This is a genomic window from Pseudoalteromonas sp. A25, from assembly GCF_009176705.1.
Classification (GTDB): Bacteria; Pseudomonadota; Gammaproteobacteria; order Enterobacterales; family Alteromonadaceae; genus Pseudoalteromonas.
This window is the reverse complement of the sequence record NZ_AP021847.1, coordinates 638278-652358: the sequence shown is the minus strand read 5'-3', so window position 1 is coordinate 652358 and position 14081 is coordinate 638278. Positions and strand designations below refer to the sequence as shown.

The 14081-nt window shown below is 41.8% G+C and carries 16 protein-coding genes and 1 pseudogene; 13 read left to right on the top strand and 4 right to left on the bottom strand.

The window, feature by feature from the left end; genetic code table 11:
- Positions 1-55: 55 nt before the first annotated feature.
- Together GDK41_RS19400 and GDK41_RS19395 are read left to right on the top strand one after the other, a co-directional pair.
- Positions 56-1249 (top strand): porin, encoded by a 1194-nt coding sequence (locus GDK41_RS19400; protein ID WP_152088122.1) that lies wholly within the window; start codon positions 56-58, stop codon positions 1247-1249.
- A gap of 9 nt (positions 1250-1258) precedes the next feature.
- Positions 1259-1666 (top strand): phosphate ABC transporter substrate-binding protein, encoded by a 408-nt coding sequence (locus GDK41_RS19395; protein WP_152088121.1) that lies wholly within the window; start codon positions 1259-1261, stop codon positions 1664-1666.
- A gap of 79 nt (positions 1667-1745) precedes the next feature.
- Here the strand turns inward: GDK41_RS19395 and GDK41_RS19390 are convergent, their stop codons facing one another.
- The gene (locus tag GDK41_RS19390) at positions 1746-2939 is read right to left on the bottom strand and encodes a cellulase family glycosylhydrolase (protein ID WP_232056586.1); all 1194 of its coding nucleotides are present in this window, start codon (positions 2937-2939) and stop codon (positions 1746-1748) included.
- A 118-nt stretch (positions 2940-3057) separates the two neighbouring features.
- On the opposite strand from GDK41_RS19390, the gene GDK41_RS19385 reads away from it, so the two are divergent.
- Positions 3058-3405 carry a VOC family protein gene (locus tag GDK41_RS19385; RefSeq protein WP_152088119.1) on the top strand — a complete coding sequence of 116 codons (348 nt, stop codon included), beginning with the start codon at positions 3058-3060 and terminating at the stop codon, positions 3403-3405.
- A 173-nt stretch (positions 3406-3578) separates the two neighbouring features.
- Here the strand turns inward: GDK41_RS19385 and GDK41_RS19380 are convergent, their stop codons facing one another.
- Together GDK41_RS19380 and GDK41_RS19375 are read right to left on the bottom strand one after the other, a co-directional pair.
- Positions 3579-4313, bottom strand: coding sequence for an MBL fold metallo-hydrolase (locus tag GDK41_RS19380; protein ID WP_152088118.1), 735 nt, complete (start codon positions 4311-4313; stop codon positions 3579-3581).
- Positions 4310-4927, bottom strand: coding sequence for a chemotaxis protein (locus GDK41_RS19375; RefSeq protein WP_152088117.1), 618 nt, complete (start codon positions 4925-4927; stop codon positions 4310-4312). The genes GDK41_RS19380 and GDK41_RS19375 overlap by 4 nt, the downstream gene beginning before the upstream one ends.
- Before the next feature lie 385 nt (positions 4928-5312).
- On the opposite strand from GDK41_RS19375, the gene GDK41_RS19370 reads away from it, so the two are divergent.
- The 10 genes and pseudogenes from GDK41_RS19370 to GDK41_RS19330 all read left to right on the top strand — a co-directional run bounded on the left by GDK41_RS19370 (position 5313) and on the right by GDK41_RS19330 (position 13332).
- Positions 5313-5954, top strand: coding sequence for a thermostable hemolysin (locus GDK41_RS19370; protein WP_152088116.1), 642 nt, complete (start codon positions 5313-5315; stop codon positions 5952-5954).
- Positions 5951-7390, top strand: a pseudogene (locus tag GDK41_RS20425) (AMP-binding protein); the annotation flags it as partial. The gene GDK41_RS19370 and the pseudogene GDK41_RS20425, both read left to right, overlap by 4 nt.
- 30 nt (positions 7391-7420) lie before the next feature.
- Positions 7421-8104: a TenA family transcriptional regulator gene (locus GDK41_RS20420; protein ID WP_232056613.1), complete on the top strand. Its 684-nt coding sequence runs from the start codon at positions 7421-7423 to the stop codon at positions 8102-8104.
- Positions 8104-8907, top strand: coding sequence for an SDR family oxidoreductase (locus GDK41_RS19360; protein WP_152088114.1), 804 nt, complete (start codon positions 8104-8106; stop codon positions 8905-8907). The genes GDK41_RS20420 and GDK41_RS19360 overlap by 1 nt, the downstream gene beginning before the upstream one ends.
- The gene (locus GDK41_RS19355) at positions 8904-9557 is read left to right on the top strand and encodes a tetratricopeptide repeat protein (protein WP_152088113.1); all 654 of its coding nucleotides are present in this window, start codon (positions 8904-8906) and stop codon (positions 9555-9557) included. Before GDK41_RS19360 ends, GDK41_RS19355 begins: the two co-directional genes overlap by 4 nt.
- Positions 9554-10210 (top strand): response regulator, encoded by a 657-nt coding sequence (locus GDK41_RS19350; protein ID WP_152088112.1) that lies wholly within the window; start codon positions 9554-9556, stop codon positions 10208-10210. Before GDK41_RS19355 ends, GDK41_RS19350 begins: the two co-directional genes overlap by 4 nt.
- Positions 10200-11528 (top strand): ATP-binding protein, encoded by a 1329-nt coding sequence (locus tag GDK41_RS19345; RefSeq protein ID WP_232056585.1) that lies wholly within the window; start codon positions 10200-10202, stop codon positions 11526-11528. Before GDK41_RS19350 ends, GDK41_RS19345 begins: the two co-directional genes overlap by 11 nt.
- An 11-nt stretch (positions 11529-11539) precedes the next feature.
- A complete protein-coding gene (locus tag GDK41_RS19340; RefSeq protein WP_442960219.1) occupies positions 11540-11875 on the top strand; it encodes a cupredoxin domain-containing protein in 336 nt (111 codons plus the stop codon).
- On the top strand, positions 11862-12629 hold the full coding sequence (locus GDK41_RS19335) for a hypothetical protein (protein ID WP_152088110.1): 768 nt from the start codon (positions 11862-11864) through the stop codon (positions 12627-12629). The genes GDK41_RS19340 and GDK41_RS19335 overlap by 14 nt, the downstream gene beginning before the upstream one ends.
- On the top strand, positions 12619-13332 hold the full coding sequence (locus GDK41_RS19330; protein ID WP_232056584.1) for a hypothetical protein: 714 nt from the start codon (positions 12619-12621) through the stop codon (positions 13330-13332). The genes GDK41_RS19335 and GDK41_RS19330 overlap by 11 nt, the downstream gene beginning before the upstream one ends.
- Before the next feature lie 53 nt (positions 13333-13385).
- On the opposite strand, the gene GDK41_RS19325 is transcribed toward GDK41_RS19330, so the two are convergent.
- Entirely contained in the window at positions 13386-13802 is a 417-nt protein-coding gene (locus GDK41_RS19325; RefSeq protein ID WP_152088109.1) for a hypothetical protein, read from the bottom strand.
- Positions 13803-14081 lie beyond the last annotated feature (279 nt).

The window sequence follows — 14081 nt, the reverse complement described above, 5'->3', positions numbered from 1 at the left end:
CTCCTATACTCAAAATGATATTGATGGTTAGTTAATTATCACTTGGGATGACACTATGAAAAAACGATTAATCGCTATGGCGCTGATATGTGCATTCAGTGGCGTGTCGTACGCTTCTGATTTACGTATAAATGGGTTTGCTTCAATTGTTGCAGGCAAAGCTTCTGACAATAATATGGCAATGTTTGGCTATGAAGATGAAGTATCATTTAGTCCAGAAAGTATGTTTGCTGTTCAAGTTTCTTCAGATTTAGGTGATGGGATCAGTGCAACTGCCCAAATCATCGCGCGAGGCTCTGAAGACTACGATGCTAAGTTTGAATGGGCGTATGTCTCCTATGACATAAACGACAACTTGAGGCTAAGTGCAGGAAAAATGCGCTTGCCATTGTTCCGATACTCAGACTTTTTGGAAGTAGGTTTTGCATATCGTTGGATCCGTCCACCTCAATCTGTCTACAATTTTGCTTTTTCAACTCCAACTGGAATTAGTTTACTTTATACATCGCAACTGGGCGACTGGGACTCTACAACGCAGGCAGTTTATGGTCGTTTTGAAGGAGATTTCCGTGCAATTACAGGAAAAGATGAAGGTAAACTCAATGATATTGGTGCCATCAACTGGACCTTATCTAAAGATTGGTTAACTTTACGTGCTTCTTATGTGGTAGCCGAAACCACGATTAGCTTGGCAAACTCACCTTCATTGTCTGGATTATCTAATGCTTTGAAGACTTATAACTTGCAAAATGATTACAATAACTTATTGATCAATGAAGATAGCGGGACATTCATTGGGCTGGGTTTTGCAATTGACTATAACAACTTCCTGTTTGATGGAGAGTATACAGAAATAGAAGTAGACAATAGTTTGTTGCCTGAGCAAACGCAGTATTATGTTTCTTTTGGCTATAGGATGAATGACTGGCTCGTTCACCTTACGTATGAGCGAAATGATGACGCTCACCCAGATAGTCGTTTCAATCAAGTGCCAGAGTTTATTACTTTGGCAAATGGTAATCAGGTTCGAGTATCGATTGACCCAAGTAATCCAAACTCTCGGCTAATTAAAGATGCGGTGAATGGGGCGCTCAAAGCTACACACAATGATACAAGTACCGTGACGATAGGCGCTCGTTATGATTTTCACCCTTCTGCAGCTTTCAAAGTTGATTGGAGCCGTTTGGATAATGACTTATCAAATCAAGATAACGATGTGATAACTGTTGCGGTTGATTTGGTATTTTAGGAGGCTAACATGAGTAAATATTTTGTAGCAAGCACATTATTGGCGTTGAGTTTTAGTATTCAAGCTGAAGTTGCGGTGATCGTTAACCCCAGTAATGGGGCTACGCTTGATAAAGACGCTATTGCGAAAATATACTTGGGTAAAGCAAAATCATTTAGTGATGGCACAAAAGTTAATGCCGTTGGGCTAAACAGCGGTGGGGCTGTTGATGCCTTTACTTCTAATGTACTTGGTAAATCGAGCAGTCAATATAAAGCATATTGGTCAAAGTTGATCTTCACAGGTAAAGGTACACCACCAGAAACGCTAGATAGTGAGCAAGCGGTGATTGAGTTTGTAGCGGCCAACGCTGATGCGATAGGTTACGTTGAAAGCGCTAAGGTTACCGGCGCTGTTAAAGTAGTAGGTAAATTTTAGTAAAGTTTAAGTTGAGCTAGGTGGTTCGTGTATGTGCTGAAGCAGCCTAGCTCAACGTATTATAGTACAGAGATAATAATCAGCGATGTAGCTTAATTTGTTGCTTTACCCAGTGCCCAGCTTCTTTGAGCTGCGAGTCATCAAATTTACCTTGTTGACAAGCGCCTGTTTTGAATACCGCACCGGAGCGCCAATCATCAGAAAAGTTCCAGTTAGTCCAGCTTATGTTCTTTCGATGCATCAAGTCGATATATTCTTGAGCACTATTAAAGTCATTTGGACCTTCTCCTTCGTAGTTTTGAGTGCCCCACTCGGTAACAAAAACGGGCAGTACATCTGACGCTTTATCTAGCATATTACGATGAAAGTCGCGGTGAGATGCAGCGTAAAAGTGAAAGGTATACATGATGTTGTTAAATTGAAGTGGGTTATTGACGACATCTAAATAACTTCCTCCATCTGATGCCCCAAAGGTCGACCACCCATGAGTGCCAACTAACACGACAGCATCAGGGTCTAATTGCCTGATCACGGGGATCACTTCCAGTGCGTAGTCATAAATGCGTTGCCAATTTACTCCGTTAGGCTCATTGGCAATGTCGTAAATAATATTTTCTCTGTGGCTATTCTCTTGAACAATATCATTGAAAAAGCGTTTGGCGAGTTGCAAGTTCTCATTAGGGTCTCCTGGGTTGAGTTGGTGCCAATCTACCAACACATACAGGTCTAACTCGCTGGCCAAGCTAATTAACTGGTTTACTTGATCTGTGAATTTTTGAGGGGTTGTTTCAAAACCACCTTCTTGTACGTACAGGCTTAAGCGAATAATGTCTGCTTGCCAACCTTGAGCCAGAACTTTTAGCGATTCACGCGTTAGGCATTTGTCTAGGCCAAACCACTGTAATCCATGAGAGCTCATACCCCTTAGTTGCACTGGTTGATTGTTTTGGTCGCACAATGTTGTGCCGCATACATTTAGCTTTCCGTAGCGGCTATATGCGCCTTTTTTGGGAGGTGGTGATTGCTCACATACGCCAAGCGTTTGCCAAGCACCCGTTGTACCAGGTGTTGAATTGGTCCACCAGTTAGCCTGATATAAAACTCCTTCATGGTGCATTTTATCGCCGGCTGTAGCGTGGTCGTAAACACCAGCCCAATTGGCTCGCGTCCAATTGGGGTATTCGTTTATCTCAGAACAACTACTTGCATAGCTATATGAATAGAAGCAAAGTAAGATTAAAATACTTACTGCTCTCAGTACATTTTTGATCATGTTGATCTCCTTTGGGTTCATGTTGTATCAGGTTCAATGTACGGTGTGTGTGCTTTTTGACCAATAGACATTAGTCGTAACTGAGAAGTTAATTGTTTCGTTTTACAAGGAAAATGTGATGCAAGACCATATTAATTATGTCGAGTTTGCTGCCAATGATTTGGCAGCCACTGAACGTTTTTTTAGTGATGTTTTTTCGTGGCAGTTTGAACATTACGGGCCCGACTATATTGCGTTTAATAATTCAGGCATAGACGGTGGGTTTTATCGTAGCGAACAGGTTTCAGTGAGCGCGAATGGCGGCGCTTTGGTTGTTTTGTATAGCAATATGCTTGAGCAAACCTTGGAAAAAGTGCAGCAAGCTGGCGGGACAATTAGCAAAGATATTTTCAGCTTTCCTGGGGGGCGCAGATTTCACTTTATAGAACCCAGTGGTAATGAGTTAGCTGTTTGGACTGCCTGCTAACTGCTAATGAGCTCCTATTCAAAACAGTAAAAGATAAGCCAAGTACTGACACTGACAAAAGTAACAATGAGCTGGGGCTCATATGTAGTTGGGTGCTGTCCAACCTACCAAAATACAGTGCTATAGCTGAAATACTTGGCCTAACTAAATGTATATGTGTTGTAGAGTGTGAGTTACTCGCTCGCACTACCAACATCTAGTTTGGCAAACCAGTCTAAAAATTCTTGAACCATTTCTCCTTTAAATATACGACCATGCTGCGGTGCCATCATCTCAACGTCAAGTTCTCTGATACGGGATACCCAATTATTTTTTGCACGGTTTGAGGGCATCCAACGGCGATGGAAGTACTCCATGTGTTTTACATGGCTTGCAAAGTCTTCAACGAACATAGGAGGCTCATTTTTTTCAAGTGCAGCGCCAATATCCCCGCTCATTAAAATTTTTGCTTTGGGGTCATAAACATTAAAATTGCCTGAAGAGTGCAAGTAATGTGCAGGAATGAATTTTAGGGTTGCTTTGCCAATTTTTATTTCTCCTCCTTCATCTTTAATTGGTTGGTAAGCGATGTTATCCATGCCAAAGTGCCTAATAAAGCCTTCCCAAAGCCATGGCGCATGCAATGTTGCTTTTGGAAGGGCCTTATCCCAAAGGCCTAGAGAAGAAATGATGTCAGGGTCTTGGTGAGAGGCAAATAAAGTTGTTATTTGTTCGAGTTTTACATGTTTTAATAAGCAGGCCAGCATAGGAGAAAATAACTCTATTCCACCTGGGTCAAGAATAATGGCTTCTTCAGCACTTTTTATCAGGTACTGGTTTGTGTCGATTATTTTTTCACTTTTGTGTGGATCTCTTCCCATCACAACCCATGAATGCGTGGTTGAGCTATAAATTTCAGTGGATTTCAACGCAGTGTTCCTCTTAATAAGTTAATTTCTTTTAAATTTTGATTTATAGCGTATTTGATGTTTTTAGCTGCTCCCGCAATAAAGTTAGACACTGACTGCAGGCTTTCACTAAACTCTCCAGCGTTTGAAGCTTCAACGCGGCTAGTTACTGCAATATACTCAGCACTGCGCATTTGTTTTAAAATGTCTTCAAAGTATCCTTCCAAATGAATAATGGCAGATTCGAGCTGTTTAACCGTGCGCATAAACTCTAGATGGCTTTGTTGCTGCAGTTGTTGAATGTCAGAGTCTTGGCATACGTGTGCAGCAACACTTAATCGTTGTTGAAAATCACTATGCCTAACGACAGACAATGCGATAGAAAACAAATTGCTTGAAAGCAGTGAAATGTTTTTTGTTGTTTTAATAGTAAGCTCGGAGAACTCGTCGATAAAGTTAGTAATTGGCTTGAAGCCAAATGCAGAATCACCCGCTCGCAAAGCTACAACCCTTGCGTTTTTAGCCGTTAAGGAAAGGTTTTTAGCTTCTTGTAATATGGTGTCTAGATTAGCAACAATGTTAGCAACACGCACAAAGTTCCTAACAGCTAACGCAGCATCATTTTGATTAAACATCAAACATACTCACAAATTGCATTTCCTAGAGCATAGATAATATTTACTTTTTTCGCCTAAAAAACCTGATAAAAATCTCTATTATTCAGTGCTTAACTTTCATGGACAATAAACCTCATTAATATTTCAATCTTACAGATAACTTACATACAAAAATAACATCGGCTGGTAGAGCAACTTAAAGCTATTTTGGTTTGCGAGTCTTCAAACTTTATGTTCCCTTAAATGATACGAATTCTACCGCGAATCGCTGTCTCTAGAGGGGTAAGCCAACCTGCAGCTTGGTAGAAAGGCGCAGTTTAAAATAATAAAAATTAACAAGCCTTAAGGTTTACTTAATTTTGCTCCCCTAGATTAAACACATCACTACTAGGGGAGTTGCCAAATGGGTGCAATGACAATTCATGATTTAAAGATGCCTTCGAGCGCTTTGCATTGGGCTAAATACAGCCAAAGTGGCCGTTTAGAACTGGAGATGCAGGTTAAAACTGGTTTTGCAAAAGCGTATGCTGCCAACTTACACGAGTTTTATCCACTGTTGAGCCGTTTAAATACCCCTCAAGGTTATTGTGTTTTAGGACTGCGTATTGCTGCTGAGTCGCTATTTGTGGAGCAGTATTTAGAGCAACCGATAGAAACTTTCTTACCACAATGCACCTATCGCAGCGAAATTGCAGAGTTAGGCAATTTGTATTCAACGCATCGCAGTGCAACCCTTGGACACTTTATTGTGGCTGCTCAAGCACTTTTATCACAGCACATTCGGTTTTTAACATTTACAGGTACGGTGCAAGTAAGAAAGCTGATGGCTTTGTGTCAGGTGCCAATTTGTGAACTAACGCCTGCACAGCCTAACAAAGTTGCGAGCGCCAAAGACTATGGTAGTTACTATGAGGCTGACCCAAAAGTATGTGTGGTCGACTTAGAAAATGTGCAGCAAGTGATCAATACGACCAAGTTGTATAGCAAACTAGAAGAGCAATACCGTAATGAGGTCAATGAGTTGGTTTTAGGATTGCAATCATGAATGCACTTATTCAAAAGCTTAAAGATACGCCCCCAGAGCAGATTGTATTCGTAGATGAACAACACCATATTTGCGCCAAGCAGCTTATCTTACAGGTTGAGCTACTTGCCGAGTTTATTAACGCTCAACAAGTGAGTTGTGTTGCACACAATATTGCCAACGGCCTTGCGTGGGTAGCATTCGATCTTGCTTTAACTTTAACCCGCAGTGCTGCTTTACCTTTGCCAACTTTTTTTAGCCAAACTCAGTGTGACTTTGCGATACAAAAAGCGGGAGCGCAATTATTCATTTCACAGAGCGAGTTAGAAGCCCATATAGCGCTTGATACCTTAACCGTGTTTGAGCAAAAACTGTGGGTATACTACTTGCCAAAGCAAGATGATGTTGCGCTATTTGCTGGCACGCAAAAGATCACATTTACCTCAGGTTCGACTGGTCAGCCTAAAGGTGTGTGTTTGTCTTTAGATAGCCAATTGGCTGTGGCAAAAAGCTTGTGTGAGCGTATTAACTTAAGTGCGCCAAAGCACTTATGTATATTACCACTGGGAGTATTACTGGAAAACATCGCTGGTGTTTATGCGCCAATGTTAAGCGGTGGGCAGGTAAAAGTATTGCCTATCGAAAAGCTTGGCTTTTGCGGTAGCCAGTTAAAAGATGGCGAAGCACTACTTAGTGCTATTTCGCATTATCAACCTAACAGCTTAATTTTAGTGCCAGAGCTTTTGAAATTTCTGTTATTAGCATGTGAGCAAGGCTGGCAACCACCTAGCAGTTTGGCCTTTATTGCGGTGGGAGGGGCACATGTCTCTATGAGTATGCTGGAAAAAGCAAAAATCTTCGGCTTGCCTGTTTTTCAAGGATATGGCCTGTCGGAGGCAAGTTCGGTGGTGTGCTTAAACACTAAAGCGCAGCAAGATGGCTCGGTCGGTGCGCCGTTAGACCATATACAAATTAAAACGATTGAAAGCCAGCTATACATCAAAGGGCCGATCTTTTTAGGTTATTTAGGCGAAGCTGCGCACCCTAAGGAGCAGTGGTATGCAACCGGGGATCTAGTCAATGTAGAGGAACAAACGGGAACTACCACGGTAACCATTATTGGTAGGAAAAAGAACCAAATAATCAATAGCTTTGGCCGAAATATAGCCCCTGAATGGCCGGAGTCTTTATTGCAAAATGCCAGCTTTCCCATACAAGTGGTGGTATGTGGTGAAGCTAAACCTTATCTATGCGCGCTTATATGGGCGCCGGAAAATATTTCTAACGACCTTCTTTCACAGCATGTTGAAGACATAAATCGCTTATTGCCCGATTACGCGCAAGTTGCGCGCTGGCATCGTCTAGATGTGCCTTTGAGCACGCAAGCTGGACTACTCAGTGCAAACGGACGACCTAAACGAGAGGCAATAGCACACTTTTATGCTCCACAAATTAACGCTTTATACAGTTTCGAGCAGGAGAAACCGATGACTACTTTTTATGATGAATTACAAGCACAAACACAGACTGAACGTGAGTACCTTCTATCTGCTCCAATTATTAAAGATGTTTTTGAAGGGCAAATCACACTCGGTCAATATGGCTCATTTTTACAACAAGCTTATCATCATGTGAAACACACTGTGCCTTTATTGATGGCCTGTGGTAGCAAGTTAGATGAATCGAAAGAGTGGCTACGTGAAGCCATTGGTCACTATATTGAAGAAGAAATGGGGCATCAAGAGTGGATTTTGAATGACTTAGCACAGTGTGGCTTTGATAAAGAGGCTGTTCGTCACTCAACACCAAGCTTCGCTACTGAACTGATGGTCAGTTATGCATACGACAGTATTAATCGTGTTAATCCATTGTGCTTTTTTGGCATGGTTAATGTGCTAGAAGGCACATCTATCGCTTTAGCCGATCAAGCAGCGCAAAGTATTGGTAAGCAGCTCAACTTACCACAAAAAGCATTCAGTTATTTGACCTCTCACGGCGCTTTGGATATTGAGCATATCGACTTTTTCAAAGGCTTAATGAATAAAATTGATTGTCAACAAGAGCGGCAACTGATCATTCACAGTGCGCAATGCTTTTATCGACTTTATGGTGATGTATTTAGAAGCATTGAGGCGCAACCTAGCATTGATTTAACGCAGGAGGCCAGCTGATGGATAAACAAAAACTTGCGGTTATAACGGGGGCTTCTGGCGGGATCGGTGCAGCAATAGCAACGCAATTGAGCCAAGCTGGGTGGCGTTGTTTATTACTCGGTCGAGACGAAAATAAACTGCAGCTACTGCAGCGGGCTTTAGGCGAGGAACATCAATACTTGGCATTAGATTTAACCCAACCAGTAAGCGGTCAACGCGTCACGATGCATGCCATGACTCTGGGTGGGGCCGCATTGCTTGTCAATTGTGCAGGGTGTAATGAGATGCGTTCGTTTCAAAATGAACAACTAGAACAAATTCAGCAGCAAATAAACGTTAATTTGCTGGTACCGATGTCGTTGATGCATCATCTGCTACCACAATTAAGCAGCGTTAAAGGCACAGTTGTTAATGTAGGTTCTGCATTTGGTTACATCGGCTATCCGTATCAAAGTGTTTATTGTGCGAGTAAATTTGGACTACGTGGATTTAGTGAAGCGTTATCCAGAGAGCTGGATGGACAAGTTGCAGTTAAGTATCTTGCGCCGCGCGCAACCGACACCCGTATTAACCCAGAAAACGTAAGAGCATTAAACCGTGCTTTAGGAAACAAAATGGATACCCCAGAGGAGGTGGCTCACAACTTTATGCGTTTACTAAATAGTAAAAAGCGCCGTTGGGTGGTCGGGTTTCCTGAAAAGCTCTTTGCAAGAGTGAATGGTTTGCTGCCTGAGTTAGTCGATAGCGCCATCATCAAGCAGTTAAAAATTATTAAAAGTTATATTAGTTGCCAGCTTAATACTAAGGAGTCATCCTCATGAAAAAATTTAAAACAGTGATAGTTGCAGCACTGCTGGTCAGTACTAGTGGCTTTGCAAATGCGGACTTTAACCAAGAGCTCAGCGCCATCCAAAAAGTGTGGGCAAGTGTTAATTACGAGCTGCAAGATGAGGCGCAAGAAAAAGCGTTTGAAGCATTAGTCAAAGACAGCCAATCATTGGTCGCTAACTATCCCGATAAGGCTGAGAGCCATATCTGGCATGGTATTGTGCAATCAAGTTATGCAGGAGCCAAAGGCGGGCTTGGTGCGCTAGGTCTAGCTAAAGCGGCTAAAGCAGAGTTGGAAGCGGCCATTGAAATCGATGAGTCTGCCTTAAGCGGCTCCGCACTGACTAGCCTTGGTACGCTTTACAGCCAAGTTCCAGGTTGGCCAATTGGCTTTGGTAGTGATAAAAAAGCGCAACAGTTGTTTGATAAAGCCTTAAAAATTAATCCAACTGGACTAGATGTTAATTACTTTTACGGACAATTTCTTTATGATGAAAAGCATTATAAAGAAGCGTTAGAGCACTTAAAAAAGGCAAAAAATGCACCAGCCAGGTTGGGCAGAGAAAAAGCAGATCTGTATCGCCAACATGAGGTTGATAATTTAATCGCAAAAGTAGAGAGAAAGCTAAAACATAAACGATGAAACTATTACTTGTTGAAGATGATGCATTGCTTGCTCAAGGGTTAATACACTCATTGCAAAAAGAGGGATATTCGGTGGAGCATGTTCAAACGGTCAGTATGGCCAAGAGCATGCTGGATAATGACGAAATTGAGCTTGTGGTTTTAGATTTAGGCCTACCCGATGGGGATGGCCTAGAGGTGTTAAAGGCGATAAAAAAGCGCCGTGTAGCACTGGCCGTGTTGATCTTAACTGCCAGAGACTCTATTGAAGACAAAATTACGGGTTTAGATCTTGGTGCTGATGACTACTTACCCAAACCTTTTGAAGCCAAAGAGTTATTTGCACGTTTGCGCGTTATAAGTCGACGTTTGGGTAGCCAAACAAGTAGTATTTTGCAATGTCAGAACGTACAACTTGATTTGGCAAGCCACCAAACTCTGGTTGCAGGAGAGCCTCTGATTTTGCCACGCAAAGAGTTTATGCTGCTAAAAGCCTTGATGGAAAACGCGGGTCGCGTGTTATCGAAAACGCAATTAGAAAGTAAACTGTATCAATGGGGTGAGGAGCTGGGCTCAAATGCCATTGAAGTCCATATACATCATTTACGAAAAAAGCTGCCTAAAGATTTCATTAAAACTTTGCGCGGTATAGGATATATCGTTGCTAAATAATGTAAATGCACAAAAACAAAAAGCTCGCCTATCAATAAGCCGAAGGCTGACGATGATATTGCTTTCGGGTGTTATTCTGACGGCATTTATGGCGCTGATGAATGGTTATCAGCGCAGTATGGACGAAGCGCAAAAACAGTTAGATATACAACTGATGAATATGGCAAATGTATTGATAGTGACACCGGTACGTCACTGGCCGGAACAAAGTGATTTATTTGCCCAATTGTGGCAGCAGCAAAGCCAAATTTACTCTGCTAAGTTACTAAAAAATTTATCAATATCGGCCTTAGAGCAGCCAGGGTTAGCTACCCAAAATATATCTGGAACTAGGTTAAGAACGTTTGTTTTACACAAGGATGATAAGCGTTTAATGGTGGCTGAACCTATTCACAAGCGCTTTATGCTTTCCGAAAGTTTGATTTTATCTGCCATGACTCCGCTGGTTTTGGCCATGCCGTTACTGGCCATTTTTATTGCTTGGTATATTCGTAAAGCGCTGCGTCCATTGAGAACTTTGTCAAATGAACTTAAAGAGCGCCAAGCAAATGATTTTACGAAACTAGAAATTGTGAGCGAAGATGCCGAAGTAGCCCCCGTGATTGAGCGACTCAACAGTCTTTTTGCAAAAGTTGAGAAAGCCTATTTACGAGAGCGCTATTTTGCCTCAGATGCGGCGCATGAGCTAAAAACCCCTATCAGTAGTTTAAAGATCAATTTACATAATTTATCTGATGATATTCAGCACTCAAGCTTAAAAGCGATGCAACAAGGTATCGAGCAGTTAAATCATATTGTTGAACAAATGCTTACTTTAGCGAGAACAGAACCCGATCGTTGGCGCACAAACTTTCACCCCGTTGATATCACGGAGCTCAGTCAAAATGTGGTTGCTCAGTTGTACGAGCGGATAGATCAAAAGCATATTCAAATAAGCTTAGACGCGCAGCAATATTGGCTTAGAGGCTGTGAGTTTACTCTCAACACGCTGTTTATTAACTTGCTAAGTAACGCGGTAAAATATACCCCAAATGATGGCTATGTGAAGTTGTCGATCACCTGCTTGGACTGCAAAATTTTATGGGCGGTAGAAGACTCTGGCCCCGGGATGGACGATACTCAGATAGCACGTATTTTTGATAGATTTTACCGAGTGGGAGGAGATAAGCACCCTTCGGGAGAAAAGGGGGCGGGTTTAGGTATGGCGATAGTGCAACAAATAGCTGAAATCTATGGTGCATCCGTCGGTTTTGAACGTTCACAACTTGGTGGTTTAAAGGTGAAAATTGAGTTTCCTAAGGAGCATACATGCGAATAACAAGGAGTTATATGTATTTTTGTATGTTGTTTGGGATGTTTACATCAGTTAAAGCTGCAGCCACAGACTCTGTCACTATTGTTCTTAAAAACCACCTGTTTATTCCAGCGCAGGTGGAAGTTCCTGCAGGGAAAAAGATACGACTAATCATTGATAATCAAGATGATACAGCAGAAGAGTTCGACAGCTTTGACTTGAATCGCGAGAAGGTGTTATTTCCAAAAAGGAAAAGCATCATTTATATCGGCCCGCTTAGTGTAGGAGAATATCGGTTTTTCGGAGAGTTTTCGCCCAACACTGCGCAAGGCGTCGTGATTGTAAAGGAGATCACTGATGCTGCTCAATAGTGTGATTATTAGTATCAACCAGTTTTTGCCTTTAGCCTTGCTATGGGTACTGCTGCACCATAGTGATTTTGGTCAAACTAGAGATAAGCTACCCTTTTTGCCAACGCTCTTACTCTGTGTGTTAGCATGCGCTGTGTTTTTGGGCTTTGCCGATACCATCAGTCAGTGGTTTGACTACAAGGGCCTTGAGGTTTTCAAGATCTTGTTATTGTTGGGGATGTATGGATGCGTTTTGGCTGTGTTGTACTGTGGAGCGCGCGTGTATAAACAAATAGCTATTGTGCTGGCCAGTGTCATGTATTTGAGTCACTTTGTTATGTATGTAAGTAGTTATTGGCAGCTAGACACCGAGCAAGGCATCGTAATTGGAACAATACTTGGATTGGGGATTTGCTTAAGCTTTTGTACATTATTATTTTTTACTTTGGCTTGGTTTAAAGCCCACAGAGCCTGGACGGTTGTTTTGGCGTTGTTGTCTGCACATAGTGCCAGTAAAGTAGCCAATGCTGTTGATTTAGCGGCACAAATAGACTTGCTACCGAGTAGTGAAGCGGTGTTTGACCTGCGATTTTTGTTAGATGAGTACGGTATTACAGGTCGGTTGCTCAAAGCGTTATTAGGATATGAAGCTACGCCCAGTTACGCAAATTTAGTTGCATTTACATCTGCTTTGGCTCTATGTACGGTCATGGTTATTTGGCGCATGCGCCTCATTGAACAAAATACTGTTAAGGGGGGGGATCATGGCCAATAAGCTGCAAATTCCACTATTGCTTCTAATAACTTTATTGGGTGCAATCTCAGGGGCCAGCCGTGCAGATGGGATGGTGGTCGATAAAGTATATCACCCGTATGTGCTGCCTTTTGAAAGAGAAGTTGAGTGGCGTTTGTTATCACGCCAAACGGATGAGGGGAACATATTAGCACAACGAGCAGGGCTTGGTTGGGCTATTGCAGAGACTGTCACAGTGGAAGGATACATGATTGGTGAGCGCGACCAATTAGATAACTTTGATTTAGCGGCGTATGAGCTTGAAGCACGTTGGCAAATGGTAGAGCAAGGGCGTTACTGGGCTGATTGGGGGATGTTGTTTGAACTTGAAAAGCAGCACAAAACGTCAGCTTATGAAGCAACTATAGGTGTTCTCTTCGAAAAAGAATTCGGAAGAATGAGTCTCACGTTGAATGCATTTGCAGTTAGAGAATGGGGCTCTGAGATTAAGAATGAATGGGAAAGTGAATTTAGAGCACAGCTGCGTTATCGGTTTACACCAGCTTTTCAACCTGCAATTGAGATCTACTGTGGAGAGGACTTTGTTGGTATTGGCCCTGCAGTAATTGGTTTGTATCGATTTAAAGGTCAGAGACAATTAAAGTGGGAGGCGGGCTTTGTGAGTGAAATATCGCACTTCGGCAAAGATCATAGCTTTAGATTGGCATTAGAGTTTGAGTTTTAATATTAAAGTAATGACAACGTTTTTCAGTGGATGGTTCAGTTTTTATCCATCCACTAGTCAATAAAAGTAACGCTCGGAATATGGCTGCTTAAGTAGTTTTTAAATGGTTCATAATCGCCAATAGGGAAGTTAAAATCGATTAGCTTCCCTTCATTGCCATAGTTGTAGGGTAAAGCGAAGGTTGCACATTGTGGTGTTTTGCTTAGTGCAACTCTATTAATTCTATTTACATTTATTTTGTGCTGCTCAATGAGTAAATACCCTTCTTTAAACACAACATGTTTAAGTGGCTCTTTTACTAACTTTGTATTTTGACGTTGGACTAGGTGCGGAATGAAAATAACCAATACTGAAGCAAGCAGTGACTCAATACTAAAACTCAGTTCTGAATAAAAAGTGGTTAAAGCGACGTAGCATATGAACATGCACAGCCAATAAAGTGATAGTGTTTTTACAGATACATTTATCATTCTTTACTTCGCTGAATATGAGGGTTTGAACTTGCAATGGTCTGTATTTTTACAGTGCAGCATTATCGCGTTCTTTATTTGGGTACTAATGATAAGATTTTAGTATGCTCACATATGAAATAGTTAATAATAACCTCTGCCATGTGTGGGAGCTTGGTGGGGGTTACTTCGTTTCATAAGTTATTTGGGGCTTTTACTGTGGTTGATAAGGCTACTATGCTTATCAACCACAGCATGGTCATTGATAGCACTCTTGTCACTTTGCTTTGTAATTTGTTA